Raw genomic sequence first — 19,508 nt, 5'->3', positions numbered from 1 at the left:
GTACAAATTAGGGCGTTCCCCTGCGCTATGCGTCGCATTTACCTAACCCCGCGCCAAACCCCTAAAGTTTCAGCTAGTAAAATTACAAGCTACAGCAGGGTCTGGCTATCGCTACTCGCTTTTTGCGACACTAGAAACTTAAAAAAACTCGTACTACATACAAAAGGCGAATACATACAATAATATCGCAAAAGAGCTCAAACACACCGCTCTATCCATAACGCAGTGCATACCTAAATTTTACCCTTCTCTTACAAACGCTTGACTTAAACTAAAAGGGCCGTAAACAATGATTTTAAAAGGAATTACACCACACACACTCCCCTTCTGAAATAAAAATGTATTTTTAATTTTCTGGAAACACCCTAACAAACCAAGCATACATGAGTACATTCTTTCAAACCCTATACCGCAAACAAAAGCCCCGTTATAAAATAGTCTTGAATACTAAAATTGTTCTGGCTTGCGTCGTATTTACACTATGTATGGCTTGCCAAAACACTACTAAATTGCCAGACCCACTGCAAGCAGGTTGGCAAAATCAGGCCGTGTGCGAAGTTGTAGAAAACAATCCAAAAATTAGAGTGCTTAAATGTACCTTCCCGCCGGGGGTAGGACATGATAAACACTATCATGCATCTCACTTTGGTTACACCATACAAGGAAGTACATTTAAAATTACAGATACCACAGGCACCCGAGTTGTAGAAGTGCCAACTGGAACAGAGTTTTATAATGACGGCATAGATTGGCACCAAGTACAAAACGTAGGCGATAGCACAGCAATTTTTTTAATTGTAGAACCAAAATAAACGTGTGCTGCATAGGTCTCCAGAGATACTTATTAGGAAGGGGTATTGTTCTGTTCATACAGAAGAATAATAAAAATGAATACCTTGCATATTCATGAGCCAACCCACAAAACAATCTCCGCTGTATATTATCTTGCTTATTCTAGCAGGGGAAGCAGTGTTTATACTTCCCTTCGTTTTAGCACGAGTGTTTAGAGCAACCGTTTTAGATGTTTTTAATATTACCAATGTAGAAATCGGACTCTGTTTCTCCATCTACGGACTCGTAGCGCTAGGGTCTTATCTTATTGGAGGACCGTTAGCCGATAAATTTGAGCCCCGAAAGCTCATGGGTATTGCTCTTGTGTTAACTGCCCTTGGCGGAATTGTCTACGCTAACAATCCGTCGTTGTTTCACCTTAAGGTTTTATATGGCTATTGGGGTTTTACTACCATATTTTTGTTCTGGGCACCTATGATAAAGGCTACTCGTGTTTGGGGAGGCACAACAAACCAAGGAAAAGCCTTCGGATTTCTTGATGGGGGTCGCGGACTCGTTGGCGCGCTGTTTGGGTTGTTGGGGGTGTATGTGTTTTCTCTTTTTATTCCTTCAGAAAATGTAGCGCTTAATACATTTCAACAAAAGGATGCCTTTGCTATGGTAGTCTATATTTCGTCAATACTAGTTGCCCTTATTGGTGTTGCTGTGTTCTTCTTTTTAAAATCTAAAGTTTCCGAAGAAAATATACTGCGCGAAAAAATAACACTAAAAAACATACAATCTGTACTCAAACTACCGTCTGTATGGCTACTCATGGTAATAATACTGTGCGCTTATGTAGGCTATAAAATAACCGATATCTTCTCACTTTATGCAAGTAAGGTATTATACTATTCTGAAGTAGATGCTGCCAAAACAGGCACCTTTCTGCTCTTTATACGGCCTATTGTAGGGGTAACCATTGGTTTTTTGGCAGATAGAAGCAGGCCTTCGCTCTACCTCTGCCTAGGTTTTTTATTCTCTATTATTGGAGCTTCCTTATTTGCTTCAGGGATCTTAGGACCTGGTACAGACATGATGTTTTTCTTAACCATTATTATTACAGCAATTGGTGTGTACGCAGCGCGCGTATTGTATTTTGCCGTAATGCGAGAAGGTAAAATTCCGCTGGCACTTACAGGTACGGCGGTAGGGCTTATTTCGTTTGTGGGTTATACCCCCGATATATTTGCAGGACCTATGACTGGCTATTTGTTAGACACGTTTAAAGGTGCTACAGGGCATCATTATGTGTTTTGGTTACTGGCTGGTTTTTCTACTGTTGGTTTACTGGCTTCCATTATTTTTTATAGAATTTCAAAACCTACATCTTAATATATATGATGCGTAAAGCGTAGTTGTTGAAAACTATTTTCAATAAATTAGGAATTATTCCATAATTTTGGATTATTTCCTTTTTTATGTTTATCAATACGCATACTTATTTTAGTTTACGCTACGGCACTATTGCCTCTAGAGCACTTTTGGAGTATTTCCAACATGTAGGCATACAACGTTTTGCTATTACAGATATTAATACTACTTCGGCTTGTCTAGAGATACTTAGAATGGCGCCTACGTACAATGTAAGTCCGATAATAGGTGTTGATTTTAGAAATGGTGCACAACAACAATTTATCATGTACGCTGCTAGTAATAACGGATTTAAAAACATAAATACTTATCTGTCTCACTTCTTGCATACCGAAACCCAAATTCCTAAGACAGCCAAAAAACTGCCCGATACTTTTGTGGTGTATCCGTTTCAGCAAAATCAACATAAAAAATTAGGGAAACATGAATATTTAGGCGTACGCGCAACAGACCTCAACCGTTTAAAATTTTCTCCTTGGCGTAAAAAAACACACAAACTTGTAGCCTTACATACCATTTCATTTCAAGATAAAAAAGGTTTCAACACACATAGGTTATTACGTGCCATAGACAACAATACACTGCTTAGCAAGCTAACTGTTTCTGAACAAGGAAGTGAAACCCACACGTATATTTCTGCAGAAAAACTAAAAGAAAGCTTTAAAGAATTCCCTGAGCTCCTTTGCAATGCAATCAGCTTATTAGAACAGTGCCATGTAACCTTCGATTTCAGTAAAGAAACACCTAACAACCAGCAATGTTTTACAAAATCTGAAACCGAAGATTACTCACTTTTAAAGAAACTTACCTATAGCGGCCTCCCCTATCGCTTCGGAAAAAATCCTGAAAAAAGTATCCTATCGCGTATTGAAAAAGAGCTAGACATTATTAAACAGAAGGGGTTTGTTTCGTATTTTCTTATTAACTGGCACATTTTAGAATACGCCCGAAGCAAAGGCTATTTTTATGTAGGGCGTGGAAGCGGTGCTAACAGTGTTGTGGCATATCTGCTTCGTATTACAGACGTAGACCCAATTGAGCTTGACCTATATTTTGAGCGCTTTATTAATTTATATCGTAAGAATCCGCCCGATTTCGATATCGATTTTTCATGGACAGACCGTGACGATATTACCAAATTCATCTTTAAAACCTTTAAAAATACTGCGCTTATTACTGTATACAATACCTTTAAATACAAGGCAGCAGTACGGGAGTTGGGTAAAGTGTTCGGACTTCCAAAAGCGGAGATAGACATACTGTCTTCTGGGCGTTATAATTTTACAACGCTAGATAAACTATCGCAACTCGTGGTTACCTATAGCCAACGCATCGAGGGCTTCCCTAATTATTTGGGCATACACGCCAGCGGTATTATTATTTCTGAAAAGCCTATTCACTATTATACGGCTACTTTTATGCCGCCAAAAGGCTTTGCTACCACACAGTTTGATATGGTAGTAGCAGAAGACATTGGGCTCTACAAATTTGATATTTTAAGTCAGCGTGGCCTCGGAAAAATTAAAGACGCAGTTACAATTATTCGAAATAATCACCCAAAAGATGCACGTATAGACATTCATGATATTAAACGTTTTAAGCAAGATGAACGTATTAAACACTTGCTAAGAAATGCCAAAGCTATTGGCTGTTTTTATGTAGAATCGCCTGCTATGCGTATGTTACTTCGGAAATTACAGGTTGATGATTACCTAGGCCTGGTAGCGGCAAGTTCGGTAATTCGTCCTGGTGTTGCCAAATCTGGAATGATGCGACAGTACATTCTACGACACCGATTTCCAGAAAAGCGAAACGAAGCCCACCCTGCCCTGCTGGATATTATGCCCGAAACCTACGGTGTTATGGTGTATCAAGAAGATGTGATAAAAGTAGCCCACTATTTTGGCGGTCTCGATTTAGGAGAAGCAGATATGTTACGTCGTGGTATGAGCGGGAAATTTCGCTCTCGAGACGAGTTTTTAAAAGTAAAACAACAGTTCTTCGACAATTGTAAAAAGCAAGGCAAGTCGTATGAGCTCACTGCCGAAGTATGGCGCCAAACCGAAAGTTTTGCAGGCTATGCTTTTGCCAAAGGGCATTCTGCATCTTACGCCGTAGAAAGCTACCAAAGTCTATTTTTAAAAGCCTATTACCCCTTAGAATACATGGTAGCCACACTTAATAATGGCGGCGGATTTTACCGGCAAGAATTGTATGTGCATGAAGCGCGTATGCATGGCGGTTCTATACTTCCGCCTTGTGTTAATAAAAGCGAGGCGCTTGCAGTAATTCGTGCCACAAATATTTATTTAGGGTTTGCCTTTCTACAATCGCTAGAATCTAAAACTATAACACGTTTGATAGAAGAAAGACAGTACAACGGCCATTTTTCTAGTCTAGACAACTTTATAGATCGCGTGCCCATTAGTATGGATCAGATTTCAATATTGATAAAAATAAATGCATTTCGTTTTACAAATCGCAACAAGCGCGAATTGCTTTGGGAAGCCCATATGAAAATTAATAAAATTTCATTCGAGGAAAAAAAGCTACTATTATTTACTGCTGAAAAGGTTAATTACAAAACACCCAATTTACCAAACACTCTATTAGAAGATGCCTTTGACGAGTTGGAACTACTTGGTTACCCGTTGTGTAACCCGTTTTCACTATTAATACAGCCGCCAAAAGGAACATTACGCGCACAACACTTATATCATTTCGAAAATAGACTCGTTAAAATAAATGGCTATTTGGTAACCATAAAGCATACAGCCACTGCAAATGGTAAACGTATGTTTTTTGGGACATTTTTAGATGAAGATGGCGATTTTATAGACACGGTTCACTTTCCTCCTGTTGCTGCAAAATATCCCTTTAGAGGAAAAGGAATCTACCAAATTATAGGAAAAGTACTAAATGAATTTGACTGTATTACCATAGAGGTCACCCAAATGGAACGTCTCGCTATTATTGAAGACCCTAGATACGCCGAAGGAGCCGTACAGACAAGAGCAAGTGGTAAGCGGTATAAGAATATAGTAGTGAGTAGTGAGTAGTGGATAGTGGATAGTGGATAGTGGATAGTGAGGTTACTCTTTTTACCTTAAACCCGTTTATTTTTTGACAATTCCAAAGTCGGTTTGCTTCTTTTTTTCGTCTCGAGTGGTTTTTCTGATTGCTTGGTTTTTAGCAATAGACGCTTCGTTTTTATAGCCACGTGGGTGGTCTAAATGAATTACAACTGCATTGTACCTAATTTGCTTGCTTTTAATCCCGAGGTTTACGAGTCGCTCCCCCAACTCACGGTCTTGTCCGCCGTACTGCATACGTTCATCAAAACCGTTTACAGTTACGATATCGTCTTTCCATCCCGAAGCGTTATGCCCGTTCCAGCTTGCATTTGTAGGTGTTACCGCGTTCAACAACGAGGCTTTTAGTCCGCCAGAGGTAAGTTTGTTATTCTTAAATGAGGCTTTTAAGCCATTCTTTTTTAGCCAGTGCACATCAAAACACGCTTCTGAATAAATATCTTCTTTTGTAATTTTTTCTGAAATATTCATAGGCAACATAAAATAGCCGCCCGACAAAAAGTAACCCTCTTCTCTGTATTTAACGTGCTGCTCTACAAAATCTTTACGCGGAATACAATCGCCATCGCTCATGATAATATAAGGCGTACTACACTTTACAATTGCCTTATTCAAAATTTGAGACTTCTGAAAGCCATTGTCTTCATGCCATACATGCACAATTGGATAAAACACTTCCTTTTGCATACGGTCTAGCAATTCTTTTGTCTCTTGAGTAGAACCATCGTCTGCAATAACAATCTCAAACATTCTATAGGTTTGGTTGTTATACCCATATAACACTTTCTCTAACCATTTAGTAGAATTATAAGTGCTTATTATTATGGAAGTATCTAACGTATTCACAAGTGCAAAGATAAGTTTATTTCTTTCTGAAATAAAACGCCGATTGGTCACCTGCTCCCTTTTTATTTAACCTCTTTGCTTTTCGATTCAACTTAAAATTAGTTAGTTTTCGCTGCAATGACTTTTTAAACCCTCTTTGCTTAGGGGCAGAAAGCGGAATATCTTTCATGTATTTCTCACTTCCTGTAAACTGAAAATGCGTAGCATCGTCTTCTATTTTATACAGATCTAACGCCGCTTCTTGCGCAAGAATTTCCATACTTTCTTCAGAATACAGGAAAAAATGCCTTGGCGCGTCTAATTGCACCCAGTTTTCTCTGTAATGTTTCCAAGCATATGAAGAGGTGGTAGGGATTCTAATAATACAAACACCGTTAGGTGCTAACAGTTCCACAATCTTTTTAAAGTGTTGCTTCGGATTTGGAAGATGCTCAAAAGAATGGTGATAGGTAATAATATCCCAAGTGCCAGCGATATCAAAAATTTCGGCCTTCTTTATTTCTAGCCCGTTGGGGTATTTTAAATCGTTTGCTAGAAATGGGTCGCAACCAAGTAAATTTTTAAGGCCCACTTCGGCTAACGGGTACAAAAAATTTCTTCCATTACCACAGCCAACATCTAGGATGCGTGTGTCTTTAGTAACCTTAAGCTCTTTAAAAATGGCATATTCTTTTTTACCTATCAACTTTCCGAGGGTGTTGCGATAGGTTGCACCGCCTAATGCAGACCATTGGTATTGTTTTTTCTTAATGGAGCCTTTAAAGCCTAAAAACTTATCGCCTGAGTAAGCACCAAAACTATAGTAGTTTTCTGGGTAGTATGCAGACATGTCTTCAGGAAACTCTGCTATCTGTAAGCATTTGCATTGTGAACATTCAAAATAATTAAATGTCTCCCGAAGCCCGAACATCATTTCACGTGCTTGATATGAGGTATTGTCTTTAGAATTTCCGCAAATTCTACAATGCATGTCAATTATTTTAACGATAATATAAAGGTAAACTTTTTTGTTTTTTTCAAATATCGTTGGGTAACAAGAACATTTCCTAGATTTGTACTATGGTTACAGTATCGGTTATTATTCCCACGTATAACGAGGCAGCGTATATAGAAGGCGCCTTACAATCGGTCCTCTTTGCCGATGAAATAATCGTAATAGATAGTTATAGCACAGACGAAACAGTATCGATTGCGAAACAGTATACCAATACTATCTTACTTCGGGAATTCGATAATTTTTCGGCACAAAAAAATCATGCCTTACAAAAAGCCACGGGCGATTGGGTACTGTTTGTAGATGCCGATGAACGGGTGACGCATTCGCTAGAAAACGAAATTAAAGAAACACTTGCCAACCCTAAACACGGTGGCTACAAGTTAAATTTTCCGCATTTTTACATGAACCGATTTCTCTATCACCACAGTGACGACGTGCTGCGTTTGGTACAAAGAAACGGGGCTTCATTTAGTGGATCTGTTCATGAAAAACTACAATGTACCGGCAGCATTGGCAAACTTAGGCACCCAATGCTACACTACACCTACAAAGGTTTGCAAAATTATATAACCAAAAAAGAAAGTTACGCATGGTTTCAAGCAGAACAACGGTTTGAAAAAGGCGAGCGCACCACTTGGGCGAAGTTGGTTATAAAACCATGTTATCGGTTTTTTAGCTCGTATATAGTAAAAGGAGGCTTTAGAGATGGTGTTCCTGGTCTTACTGTAGCTGCGGTAAATGCCTATGGTGTTTTTCAGCGGTATGTAAAATTACGGCTGCTTCAAAAAGGAATGCGTTAAGCTGTTAGAACCATTTTCCAAACTTCAACTTTCGTTTAAATTTTGCCAAGGTCCATTCTCCTTTTACGTCAATTCGGTTTATCTGAAAAGGATTTTTAAACGGAAATGATTCTATTCTATTCCCAATTCTCAGTCCGTTTTTAATTCCCGCATCTTCTAATTGTTTGAAGAATATGGCTTGCTCAGGATTTTTCCGCGGAAACTTGCCGTACGGATACGCGACGACGTTTGTAAAGTTTAGGTTTTCCTCTTCTGCAAGTTTAAGGCACTTTTGAGTGTCTTCGGAAACTTCCTGAAATGATAATTCGTCATATTTTTTGTGCTGAAAGCTATGGTACGCCAGTTCTATCGTATCTGAAGGTAACGTTCGTAGTTGTGCTGCGGTCATAATTGGCAAATTTCCTGTATTCCACGTATCTGCTTTTCCGAGGTAAGCCAACGGAATAAAAAAGGTAGCTTTCAACTTATATTTCCGAAGTAAAGGCACCGCATAGTTTAACTGATTTACATAACCATCGTCGAACGTGATGATGCAATTTTTTTTAGCTGGCAATTCTGAAATAGCAGCTGTTTCAGAAAAATGATAGGTCTTATAGCCTTCTGAAACTAACAGCTTACAATGTGCCTCAAAATTAGCCATGCTACATGTTAAACCTTCACCGCTCTCGGGATGAATATTGTGGTACATGAGTATTGGTAGTTTTGACGAGGCCATAGTGTGCGGTACGTGGTAAAATTAGTACTTTTACGGAAACTATACACTGTACTTGAATTCTCCTGTGAAAATTTCGGCACTAGCCATAACCTTAAACGAAGCTGAGCACATAGAAGGCTTTGTGAGAAGTCTATGGTTTGCAGACGAAATTGTAATTGTAGACTCTTTTAGTTCAGACAATACAGTAGCATTGGCAGAACAACACGAGAATGTTGTAGTGCACCAACGCACTTTTGACAACTTCTCTTCCCAAAAGAATTTTGCAATTTCGAAGGCATCTCATGACTGGGTAGTTTTTTTTGACCCAGATGAAGAAATCACCAAACCCTTAGCAGACGAGATAGTTGCTACGCTTGCCAACCCAAAACATCAGGGGTACATGGTTAAAAGGCAATTGTATTTTATGAAGAAGCGCATTAAGTACAGCGGATTTCAAACCGATTGGGTGGTGCGATTGTTTCACAAAGACTTCTGTGAATATAATGGCAACCTTGTTCATGAAACTATTGATGTGAATGGTAGCACAGGAAAACTAACACAGCGCCTACCCCACCATACGTATAAAAACTTTGACGACTACACCCGAAAATTACATAAGTATAGTGCGCTGCAAGCCCAGATGATGTATGACAAAGGCAAAAAGCCGAAATTATTTCAGTTCTTTTTTAGACCTTTTTATAGGTTTTGGCATCAGTACATTCTTAGACTTGGTATTTTAGATGGAAAAGAAGGATTTATACTCGCCTATGTTAATGCTTTTACGGTTTTTAAGCGCTATGTTAATCTTTGGTTATTGTACCGAAAAATAGACTAAAGATGAAAGAGATATTTTTAGAATCGCATAACCTTAAGAATCCGTTTTCTGGTTTTGGGCAATTTAATTTGCACCTTATAAGAGGTTTGTCACAAAATGACCTCAGCCATTTAAACATAACACTTCATGCTAAAGATACAGGCGTTTTACAAAAAGAGTATGGCAGTACCTTTATCTATAAAAAATACAAGAGCCTAACACGCCACAAGCCATTTAGAATTAAGAAAAAATACGATTTGTGGCATTGTTTAAATCAGAATATTAAAGTTGAACCTTTTTACAATATTCCATATTTATTAACGGTTCATGATATTCACTTTATTACAGAGGGTTCTGACGGGTTACAGCAAAAGTTACGTGCACAATTCAATAAAAAATTACAACGCGCTACTGCTATCACTTATATTTCAGAATTTGCGAAAAAAGATACCCACAAACATTTTGAGGTTCCTAATGTACCCGAGTTTGTAATCTATAACGGCAACACTATTACAGATGTTTCGGTACCAGAAAATTTTGCCCCAAAGAAAACTCCAAGCGCGCCATTTCTCTTTTCGATAGGCGATTTTAGTGAACGAAAGAATTTTATTTCGCTTGTTGAAATGTTACGCCATTTACCCCATCACCAACTTGTTTTGGCTGGAAATAATCAGTCTGTGTATGCAGACACCTTGCGCAATTTGGTAGAAACGTATCAACTTACCAATAGAGTGATACTCCCAGGAAAGATTGGTGACGACGAAAAAAAATATTATCTGAAGAACTGTGAAGCTTTTCTGTTTCCGTCATTACGAGAAGGCTTTGGAATCCCTCCCATAGAAGCTATGCGTTTTGGAAAACCTGTTTTTTTATCAAACAATACCTCGCTACCAGAAATAGGTGGTGCACAAAGTTTTTATTGGGATCATTACGATCCAGAATATATGGCAACTATTTTTAAGGAGGGTATGGAAACTTATTTTGCACATCAGACCGAATACGAAGAATGGTATATTGCGCGCGCTAAAAGTTTTAACTGGAAAACTACAGCCAAGCAGTATCTAGATGTCTATAACACAATTTTGCAGTAAGTTTGCGGTATGAGAGATGTTGCCATCATCATAGTAAACTTTAACACCGCAGAATACACATTAGCATGTGTAAAGGCGGTGCAAGATAAAGCCAATACACAACTAAGCTACCAGGTGATTGTTGTGGATAACAATTCTGAACTAGAAGACTACAAACAATTAGAAGCCAACTTTCCGAAGCAAGACAATTTCACCTTGCATAGGAGTCCGATAAACACTGGATTCGGTGGGGGAAACATGTTAGGAATGCCATATGCAAACGCCCGCTATCTCCTTTTTCTTAACAATGATGCCATGTTGCTAAACGATTGTTTAAGCATCTTGACAAGCTATATGGATACCCATGACGATGTTGGTGTTTGTACTGCACAAAATTACAATGAGCACAACAAATTTGTGCCTTCTTTTGATCACAATAAAGGCCTACGAAGGCTGTTATTTGGGCGTGGATTTCTAGAGAAATTAAACCCTAACACCTATCCGAAGCGAAAAAAAGAATACACCCAACCCGTTGAAGCTAATTGGGTAAATGGAGCTTTTCTGTTTTTTAGGGCAACTGCATTTAACGCTGTGGGCGGTTTTGATAACAACATTTTTCTATACTGGGAAGAAATGGACATTTGCCATCGTTTAAAGAAACATGGCTTAAAGAGCACCCTTGTACCAGAAGCTAAAATATTGCATTATCAAGGCGTGAGCACAGGCACATCTAAAATTATTAGTAAAGAAAGTTACATTTCTTATTTGTATGTTATTCTTAAAAACTACGGAAATTTTAAATGGTACGTTATACGTCTGTACTTGATGATAGCGTTAGCACTAAAACCAAAAAAATGGTATTTACTGCCTATAATTGTACGAGGTAATTCACTTACCCAATCTTTGAAACAAAAACAAACCTTACGATTTTATGAAGACTGAAATAGAAAATGCCTTAGCAACCTTAAAACGTGGCGGATTAATTCTCTACCCAACCGATACGGTTTGGGGAATAGGTTGTGATGCAACCAATGCAGATGCGGTTGATAAAATTTACGCCTTAAAAAAGCGTGCTGAAAATAAAGCAATGATCTGTTTGGTACACGATTTTAAAATGTTGAATCAGTTTGTAGAAGAAATACCTGAAGTAGCCTACGACATTTTAAAATACGCAGTAAAACCTACTTCCATAATTTACGACGACCCTATTAGAGTTGCAACCAACTTGATTGCAGAGGACAATTCGCTTGCTTTTCGGGTTTCGAAAGATGATTTTTGTAAAACGCTCATCAGAAAGTTTAGAAAACCTATTGTTTCTACCTCTGCGAATTTAAGTGGCAAAGCAACCCCACGCTCATTTGCGGAAATTTCCGAAGAAATTAAAAGCGGTGTAGATTATGTAGTGAATCACGGTAGAAAAGGAAAGAGTTCTAATCCGTCTGCTATAATTAAATTAAAATTAAACGGGAGTGTAACTGTAATTAGAGAATAAAGGGTAAAAGTATAAGGCTAAGTTGCGCTACCAAAGCGTATGTTGTACCTTTGCACGAGCAAAATATAACAATGCCTTCTAACTATAAAACAGCACTTAAAAATCCGGTTTTTCGTGTTATTTCAAAAGCCGCCAAAGACCTTCAATTAGAAACATATGTAATTGGCGGTTTTGTACGCGACCACATTCTAGAGCGAGGCTCGGCAAAAGACATTGATATTGTTGCGGTGGGCAGTGGCATTGAATTAGCCAAAGCTGTTTCTAAGTTACTTCCCGGAACTCCTAACGTTTCAGTTTTTAAAAATTACGGTACGGCCATGCTAAAAACTGGTGGCATAGAACTTGAATTTGTAGGCGCTAGAAAAGAGTCGTATGCAGAAGATAGTAGAAACCCATCGGTAGAAAACGGAACACTTCAAGACGATCAAAACAGGCGTGATTTTACCATTAATGCCTTAGCAATAAGCCTAAATGAGACTACCTTCGGAGATTTATTAGACCCGTTTGGTGGTATTAAAGACCTTCAGAAAAAAACAATTCGGACTCCTTTAGATCCAGACATTACGTATAGCGACGATCCTTTACGAATGTTACGAGCCATTCGATTTGCTACACAATTAGATTTTATGATTGAGCCAGCGTCGCTTGAGGCAATTACTAGAAATGCGAATAGGATTAAGATTATTTCTAAAGAACGTATTGTAGATGAAATTAATAAGATTCTTATGGCTTCTGTGCCTTCAAAAGGATTTGCGCTCTTGCATAAAACGAAGCTTTTACAATATATTTTTCCAGAATTACTAGCGTTGCAAGGAATTGAAGAAAAAGAAGGGCAACGACACAAAGATAATTTTTGGCACACCTTAGAAGTGGTCGATAATATTTCAGAAACTACAGATAATCTTTGGTTACGCTGGGCTGCGTTGTTGCACGATATTGGGAAAGCACCTACAAAACGATTTGATAAAAAAATAGGCTGGACCTTCCATGCACATGAATTTGTGGGTTCAAAAATGGTTTTTAAACTGTTTAAACGATTGAAAATGCCACTGAATGACAAAATGAAATTTGTTCAGAAAATGGTGTTAATGAGTTCTAGACCTATTGTATTGGCAAGCGAAGTAACCGATAGTGCCGTACGCCGATTGGTTTTTGACGCAGGCGACTATGTGGAAGATTTAATGACCTTGTGTGAAGCAGACATCACGACTAAAAATCCGAAGAAATTTAAAAAGTACCACAGTAATTTTCAATTGGTACGCAGTAAGATTTCAGAAGTAGAAGAACGAGACCGTATTCGAAATTTTCAGCCTCCAGTTAGCGGAGAAGAAATTATGAAAACGTTCAATTTAAAACCATCTCGAGAAATAGGAATTATTAAAGAGGCTATTAAAGAGGCTATTCTTGAAGGAGAGATTCCTAACGAGTACGAGCCTGCCAAAGCATTTATGCTAAAAAAAGGAAAAGCACTTGGATTAACAGAAGCGTGATGAAGCAGTTATTGTTAGAAACAGAGCGTCTATGGTTGCGTCCCTTTGCTTTGGGAGACGAGGAACAGGTGTTGGTTTTTAGTAGTAACCCGGTGATTAATAAATATACTGGAGACCCAATAATTACAACCTTAGATGGTGTAACAGATTTGATTAAAAATGTGTGGCTTTCAGACTATAAAAAGTTTGGGTATGGCAGATATGCTGTAATAGAGAAAGAGAGCAAAACAATATTAGGTTTTTGTGGCGTAAAGTATTTACCAGAGATAGACGAAACAGATTTAGGGTATCGGCTTATACCAAACTATTGGGGTAAAGGAATTGCAACAGAAGCCTCTAAAGCTATTCTAGAACACGCCTTTAATGATTTAAATCTAAAAAGAATTGTGGCTACTGTATATCCAGAAAATACAGCTTCTACCCGAGTCTTAAAAAAACTAAACTTTCAGTTTGAAAAAAAGGCATCGTATCCTGACGAAGAAGCTATTTTAGATTGGTATGTAATAACTAAAGAAGATTATGAAAGATCATAAAAAAGTAATGTATTGGTTGCTTATTGGCTGTGCCCTTATTTTTATAATGGTTGTAGTGGGTGGAATTACAAGACTTACTCATTCTGGGCTATCTATATCTAATTACAAACTAATCTCAGGTACTATACCGCCTTTAAATGAAACAGAGTGGCAAGCAGCATTCGATTTGTATAAGCAGTATCCTGAATATCAAAAACTAAACAGCAACTTTACCCTGGCAGACTTTAAAGACATCTACTTTTGGGAGTGGTTGCATCGTGTACTTGGGCGATTTATAGGTGTGGTGTTTATCATTCCGTTTCTTTACTTTTTGCTAAAAAAACAACTCACCAAGCCAACGATAAAAAAATGTATTGTCTTACTCTTTCTTGGCGGATTTCAAGGTTTTTTGGGGTGGTATATGGTAAAAAGTGGCCTGATAGATCATCCTGACGTGAGTCACTACCGACTCGCCATGCACTTAACCACTGCCTTTATCACCTTTGCGTATACGTTTTGGGTGGCATTAGATTTAAAATTTCCAGAGCGTAAAGAAATCCACAAAGGGTTACGAAACCTTATTCGATTGGGGTTAGTGCTCTTGCTTGTACAGATTATCTGGGGTGCTTTTGTGGCGGGTTTAGATGCAGGATGGATTCACAACCACTGGCCTTTAATGAGCGATGGAGAACTTATTCATGAAACTGTAACCATAGAGCAAACCCCAGTATGGAAGAACTTTGTAGAAGGCAAAAGTGGTGTACAATTTGTACATCGTTATCTGGCATACATAGTTGTTGGTTTAATAATTTTAATTTGGCACAAGTCTAAAAAAATAAACCGAACCCCTTTGCAGACGAAAGGAGTTCGATGGTTGTTAATTTTGGTAGGAGTACAATTTATTTTAGGTGTACTAACACTTCTAATGCACGTGCCAGTAGTCTTAGGAGTATTGCATCAAGTATTCGCCTTTTTCTTATTGGCAGCGATGACATTTACATTACACCGTTTTAGCAAATAATAGTTACTCTTTAGGAATAACCGTTGCTGCTTCTGGTTTCGCAAAAACAGTGTCGTCTAAGGTAAGTGTAGATATAGTTACCTTAGTAAACTCCATATCATTACGTTTGCTGGTAGGTGCGCCGTTTTCAACGTTATACCATGTCAAGGTCTCAGGTAGAATTAATCCGTTAAGCTCTTGCCAATTACTGTATTTTATAAAACGCCAGTCATCACTTTTTTCTCCTGTTTTAAAGGTTACCGTATACGCTAACCATTCCATTTTGTTGGTTTCAGTATCGTAAAATAAAATGTATTCATCTTCTGGGGTATCACCCACATTTGCTTTATAACCAATTTTAATGCCTTTATACATTTTTCCGTCGAGTTCTGTTTCAGCAACAGTAGAGTACTCAATACCATCGTCTGCTAAAATGAAGGGCATTGCATAAAAATAAAACATGAGGTTGTGATAAAAACGGGCATTTCCTTGGTAAGAATCTGGCTTATTCTGCAACAGCCACACGTCTTCACCGTCGTATCCAATAGACCAATCTTTGTGTTCTATTTTGGCCTTTCTATTTTTTAAATCCGTTGTGTGCGTTTCGGTACCGCTACGGCCCTCTATCTGGTAACAGAGGTTATTCATAGTAGTCCAAGTATCTATACCTCCATGCGCTTCAAATATAGCCGCTAATGCCTCTGGATATGTAGGCGTGGTATTTTCTATTTCTGAAACTTCTACAGTGTCATGAATTACTACGGTGTCTTCTGATTTTACATCATTTTTACAAGCAACAATACTTATTATCGCTACGATTAAGATTAGTGTTTTTTTCATGTTCCTAGTTTTTAAGTGTTTTAGTTTGAAACTTTCGTTTTAAGTCGAAAGATGTGGTCAAACCTTAAAGTGCGGTCTATTTTTTTATAAATTTTAGTGTTGCTGTCCCCTTTTCCGAAGCAATTGTTATAAAATAAACTCCGCTAGCATACGATGACACATCTAATTTAAACGAATTAGTTGTATGTAGCGTATCGCTAAAAATTGTCTTACCATGAATGCTATTCACTGCTATTCGTAGTGTTACTTGCATAGATTCTAAGGCCACTAAAAGATTATTAGTTGCTGGATTTGGGTACACCTGTATGTTAGCAGAAGTAAATTCTGAAACCCCCAAAGTAACGGCAGGGTCTAAGTAATCGGGTATTCTATTGGCGTTGGTATCGTCGTCTGTTGGGCTTCCGTTGCTGTTATAATCTTCGTCTGCGGTACGGGTACCATCACCATCGTCATCGTCGTCTTGAAAATTTGGAATTGTATCATCATCGGTATCGTCGTCTGTAAGATCTCCGTTAGCGTTTGTGTCTTCTATGGCATCGGGTACTAAATCGTTATCATTATCTGGCAAGCCAGTTTCATCTGTAGCAATAATAAAAGATACCACCGCATAGCAACTTGTATCACCATTTTGAGCTGAAGCATATAATTGTTGCGGATTGCTTGTGTTGGGGTAGGCCTCAGGGTTTGTAATTGAATTATTTAGTGCCTGCGCATCTGCCATTGTTTCATAATACGAAATTTGAGCATTTGCAATGCCATCTGCTAAAATTTCATCGTTAACGGTTAAATCAAAAATTGCCATTCCATCTCCATCGCCTTCATTTATATATATGTTATTGGGTTGGGTTGGTTCTGGAATTTCAAACACTACAATGTCCATATCTAACAAGGTAACACAGCCCGTATTCATGTTTTCTACCCTGATGTAGATAATCTGGAGAAAGGCACTAATATTCTGGTATGGGCTTGCTAAAGCGTTTATACCACTCGCTGCGTCTGTAAAGTTCTCATGATATGTTACTACCAATTCTGGATCTCCAGCTACAATTTCAGCATCTTTTAAGGTTAAATCGAATATCGCAAAACCGTCATTATCATCATCACACACTTCTAGCGGAGAAGGCGCAAATACATTGGGAACATCTAGAACAATTAGCTGAAAATCTGTAACGTCAAAATCGGCATTACTTATGTTAGTCACTCTCGCATATAGCTGTTGCGGGTTTGAACTATTTACATACATAGTTTCATTAACGATAGGATTAGTATTTGAATCGGCATCTATTTGCGTTAGAAAAAACGCCACGTCGTAAGAAGCAGGGTCTTGCGTTCCTAAAATTTCCGATTCTGTAACTGTTAAATCAAAAGCTTCCATCCCGTCAAAAGGAAAATCATCGCATATTGCTAAGTCTGCTGGCTGATTTGCAGTGGCCTGAGCGTATGTTAGAGTTGTATATAATGCTAAGAAACTAAAAAGGAAAAGTGATTTCATAAGTATAATTTTAGACAAATATACAGTGCAATAAGTTAGTGTTTGGTGCTTTCAACCAAAATGTGCTTTATGTATCTTTGGCACTATGTATAAAAGTATTAGTAGTACGCAAAATTCTTTGGTGAAACAAATAGCGGCATTGATTGAAAAGTCGCGTGACCGTAAGAAATCGGGTTTATTTGTAATTGAGGGAGCTAGAGAAATAGCACTTGCTAAAAAAGGCGGCTATTGTTTTAAGCAGCTTTTATTTTGTGCTGAAATTTTTGTTGAAGACCCAACTAGGCTAACAACAGACCATACTGAAATCATTAAAATTTCCGAAGAAGTATACCAAAAACTGGCATATCGTACTACTACCGAAGGTGTTTTAGCAGTGGCTGAAGCAAAGGATCATTCGGTAGCAAACAGCCCACTTGAAAATGACAATCCGCTTGTCTTAGTTGCCGAAGCTCCCGAGAAACCTGGAAATATTGGCGCCTTGTTGCGTACGGCAGATGCGGCAAACGTAGATTTAGTAATTATTGCCAACCCGCGAACCGATATATACAACCCAAATATAATACGTAGCAGTGTTGGGTGTATTTTTACAAATAGCGTAATTACCGGAACTACGGCAGAGATACTTCAATTTCTGAAAAGTCAAAACATTCAAATTTACAGTGCTATACTACAAGATAGCATACCGTATCATCGCTGCGATTTTACCAAACCAACGGCTTTGGTTGTAGGAACAGAAGCTACCGGACTTACAGAAGAATGGCGTACCCAAAGCACTCAAAATATTATCATCCCAATGCAAGGAGAAATAGACAGTATGAATGTTTCGGTAGCTGCTGGAATTCTTATCTTTGAAGCCAAAAGACAGCGAAAATTTAAATAATTGCTATTGAGTCCACAGACGATTTTCTACATAATTATTGCAATCATAATTGGTAACTTTATACTTGATAAATGGTTAGACGCACTAAATGCTAAGCATTTTAATGATGCATTGCCTAATGAAATTAGCGATGTGTACGACCCTCAAGAATATCAAAAATCACAACGCTATAAAAAAGAGAAGTATCGCTTTGCACTTATTACCTCTACTCTTTCTATTATTGCAACACTAGCTTTTTTTGTTTTCGACGGTTTTGCACTTATCGACACTTGGGCACGTAGTTTTTCAGAAAACACGATAGTAATTGCCCTATTGTTTTTTGGCATTATTATGTTTCTTTCAGATGTTCTAAGTACTCCTTTTAGTTATTACAACACCTTTGTAATTGAAGAAAAGTATGGTTTTAATAAAACAAATGTTACCACCTTTTTTCTAGACAAGTTAAAAGGATGGATTATGATGGGCGTTGTAGGAGGAATACTCCTCGCCGCAATTATCTGGTTTTACGAAACTACTGGTTCATTATTTTGGTTGTATGCATGGGGGTTGGTTACCATCTTTACTGTTTTTATGAATCTTTTTTACGCCAGACTTATTGTCCCATTATTTAATAAGCAGTCGCCCCTAGAAGACGGTGGCTTACGTACTAAAATTGAAGCCTATGCGAAACAGGTAAATTTTAGCTTAGCACATATTTTTGTAATTGATGGTTCAAAAAGAAGTACTAAAGCAAACGCATATTTTTCTGGCTTCGGAAGTGAAAAGCGCATCACTCTGTACGACACACTAATAAACGATTTAGAAGACGAGGAAATCGTGGCGGTTTTAGCACATGAAGTTGGACACTATAAAAAAAAGCATATTGTTTTTAACCTGTTGGCTTCTATTGTTTTAACAGGGTTTACATTTTGGATTTTATCCCTATTCATAGACAACGCTGCTCTTTCTGCCGCCTTAGGTGTTACCGAACCATCATTTCATATTGGTTTAATAGCCTTCGGAATTTTATACAGTCCGATTTCAGAAATTACTGGCCTTTTTATGAATTTGCTTTCCAGGAAGTTTGAATACCAAGCAGATAACTTTGCCAAAGATACCTATGCTGCATCACCGCTTATTTCGGCCTTAAAAAAATTGAGTAAAAATAGTTTGAGCAATCTAACTCCGCATCCTGCATATGTATTTGTGCACTATTCTCATCCTACGCTATTGCAACGATTTAAAAACCTGCTGAAGTAAAAAGCTGATTTCAAACATCTTACCTACGTTTAAGGTGTTGTGTTT

At 38.0% G+C, this 19,508-nt stretch carries 18 protein-coding genes; 13 read left to right on the top strand and 5 right to left on the bottom strand.

Features of this window, described 5'->3' with window-relative positions; all coding sequences use genetic code 11:
• Positions 1–383: 383 nt before the first annotated feature.
• The 3 genes from G5B37_RS00150 to G5B37_RS00140 all read left to right on the top strand — a co-directional run bounded on the left by G5B37_RS00150 (position 384) and on the right by G5B37_RS00140 (position 5,264).
• Positions 384–812 (top strand): cupin domain-containing protein, encoded by a 429-nt coding sequence (locus tag G5B37_RS00150; protein WP_263649816.1) that lies wholly within the window; start codon positions 384–386, stop codon positions 810–812.
• 94 nt (positions 813–906) lie between these two features.
• The gene (locus G5B37_RS00145; protein ID WP_164678031.1) at positions 907–2,166 is read left to right on the top strand and encodes an MFS transporter; all 1,260 of its coding nucleotides are present in this window, start codon (positions 907–909) and stop codon (positions 2,164–2,166) included.
• Positions 2,167–2,252: 86 nt separating this feature from the next.
• Positions 2,253–5,264: a DNA polymerase III subunit alpha gene (locus tag G5B37_RS00140; protein ID WP_164678030.1), complete on the top strand. Its 3,012-nt coding sequence runs from the start codon at positions 2,253–2,255 to the stop codon at positions 5,262–5,264.
• 57 nt (positions 5,265–5,321) lie between these two features.
• Here G5B37_RS00140 and G5B37_RS00135 read toward each other — a convergent pair whose 3' ends face one another.
• Together G5B37_RS00135 and G5B37_RS00130 are read right to left on the bottom strand one after the other, a co-directional pair.
• Complete coding sequence (locus tag G5B37_RS00135; RefSeq protein WP_164678029.1) at positions 5,322–6,143, bottom strand: glycosyltransferase family 2 protein; 822 nt, start codon at positions 6,141–6,143, stop codon at positions 5,322–5,324.
• Positions 6,144–6,159: 16 nt separating this feature from the next.
• Positions 6,160–7,113, bottom strand: coding sequence for a class I SAM-dependent methyltransferase (locus G5B37_RS00130; protein ID WP_164678028.1), 954 nt, complete (start codon positions 7,111–7,113; stop codon positions 6,160–6,162).
• An 89-nt stretch (positions 7,114–7,202) separates the two neighbouring features.
• On the opposite strand from G5B37_RS00130, the gene G5B37_RS00125 reads away from it, so the two are divergent.
• Positions 7,203–7,940, top strand: coding sequence for a glycosyltransferase family 2 protein (locus tag G5B37_RS00125; protein ID WP_164678027.1), 738 nt, complete (start codon positions 7,203–7,205; stop codon positions 7,938–7,940).
• A gap of 4 nt (positions 7,941–7,944) precedes the next feature.
• Here the strand turns inward: G5B37_RS00125 and G5B37_RS00120 are convergent, their stop codons facing one another.
• Entirely contained in the window at positions 7,945–8,655 is a 711-nt protein-coding gene (locus G5B37_RS00120; protein WP_164678026.1) for a polysaccharide deacetylase family protein, read from the bottom strand.
• A 52-nt stretch (positions 8,656–8,707) separates the two neighbouring features.
• On the opposite strand from G5B37_RS00120, the gene G5B37_RS00115 reads away from it, so the two are divergent.
• The 7 genes from G5B37_RS00115 (at position 8,708) to G5B37_RS00085 (ending at position 15,033) form a co-directional block, all read left to right on the top strand.
• Positions 8,708–9,469, top strand: coding sequence for a glycosyltransferase family 2 protein (locus tag G5B37_RS00115; RefSeq protein ID WP_164678025.1), 762 nt, complete (start codon positions 8,708–8,710; stop codon positions 9,467–9,469).
• 2 nt (positions 9,470–9,471) lie between these two features.
• Positions 9,472–10,539, top strand: coding sequence for a glycosyltransferase family 4 protein (locus tag G5B37_RS00110; RefSeq protein WP_164678024.1), 1,068 nt, complete (start codon positions 9,472–9,474; stop codon positions 10,537–10,539).
• A gap of 9 nt (positions 10,540–10,548) precedes the next feature.
• Complete coding sequence (locus G5B37_RS00105; RefSeq protein WP_164678023.1) at positions 10,549–11,460, top strand: glycosyltransferase family 2 protein; 912 nt, start codon at positions 10,549–10,551, stop codon at positions 11,458–11,460.
• Entirely contained in the window at positions 11,450–12,010 is a 561-nt protein-coding gene (locus G5B37_RS00100) for an L-threonylcarbamoyladenylate synthase (RefSeq protein ID WP_164678022.1), read from the top strand. Before G5B37_RS00105 ends, G5B37_RS00100 begins: the two co-directional genes overlap by 11 nt.
• A 71-nt stretch (positions 12,011–12,081) precedes the next feature.
• The gene (locus G5B37_RS00095) at positions 12,082–13,500 is read left to right on the top strand and encodes a CCA tRNA nucleotidyltransferase (protein WP_164678021.1); all 1,419 of its coding nucleotides are present in this window, start codon (positions 12,082–12,084) and stop codon (positions 13,498–13,500) included.
• Entirely contained in the window at positions 13,500–14,033 is a 534-nt protein-coding gene (locus tag G5B37_RS00090) for a GNAT family N-acetyltransferase (protein ID WP_164678020.1), read from the top strand. Before G5B37_RS00095 ends, G5B37_RS00090 begins: the two co-directional genes overlap by 1 nt.
• On the top strand, positions 14,017–15,033 hold the full coding sequence (locus G5B37_RS00085; RefSeq protein WP_164680844.1) for a COX15/CtaA family protein: 1,017 nt from the start codon (positions 14,017–14,019) through the stop codon (positions 15,031–15,033). Before G5B37_RS00090 ends, G5B37_RS00085 begins: the two co-directional genes overlap by 17 nt.
• Before the next feature lie 3 nt (positions 15,034–15,036).
• On the opposite strand, the gene G5B37_RS00080 is transcribed toward G5B37_RS00085, so the two are convergent.
• Positions 15,037–15,852: a DUF6503 family protein gene (locus tag G5B37_RS00080; protein WP_164678019.1), complete on the bottom strand. Its 816-nt coding sequence runs from the start codon at positions 15,850–15,852 to the stop codon at positions 15,037–15,039.
• Between the two features lie 76 nt (positions 15,853–15,928).
• Positions 15,929–17,344, bottom strand: coding sequence for a T9SS type A sorting domain-containing protein (locus tag G5B37_RS00075; protein ID WP_164678018.1), 1,416 nt, complete (start codon positions 17,342–17,344; stop codon positions 15,929–15,931).
• Between the two features lie 85 nt (positions 17,345–17,429).
• On the opposite strand from G5B37_RS00075, the gene G5B37_RS00070 reads away from it, so the two are divergent.
• Positions 17,430–18,224, top strand: coding sequence for a TrmH family RNA methyltransferase (locus tag G5B37_RS00070; protein ID WP_164678017.1), 795 nt, complete (start codon positions 17,430–17,432; stop codon positions 18,222–18,224).
• 6 nt (positions 18,225–18,230) lie between these two features.
• Positions 18,231–19,463 (top strand): M48 family metallopeptidase, encoded by a 1,233-nt coding sequence (locus G5B37_RS00065; protein ID WP_164678016.1) that lies wholly within the window; start codon positions 18,231–18,233, stop codon positions 19,461–19,463.
• Positions 19,464–19,508 lie beyond the last annotated feature (45 nt).

The sequence above is a fragment of the Rasiella rasia genome, from assembly GCF_011044175.1.
GTDB lineage: Bacteria > Bacteroidota > Bacteroidia > Flavobacteriales > Flavobacteriaceae > Marinirhabdus > Marinirhabdus rasia.
This window is presented reverse-complemented; position numbering and strand designations above follow the sequence as displayed.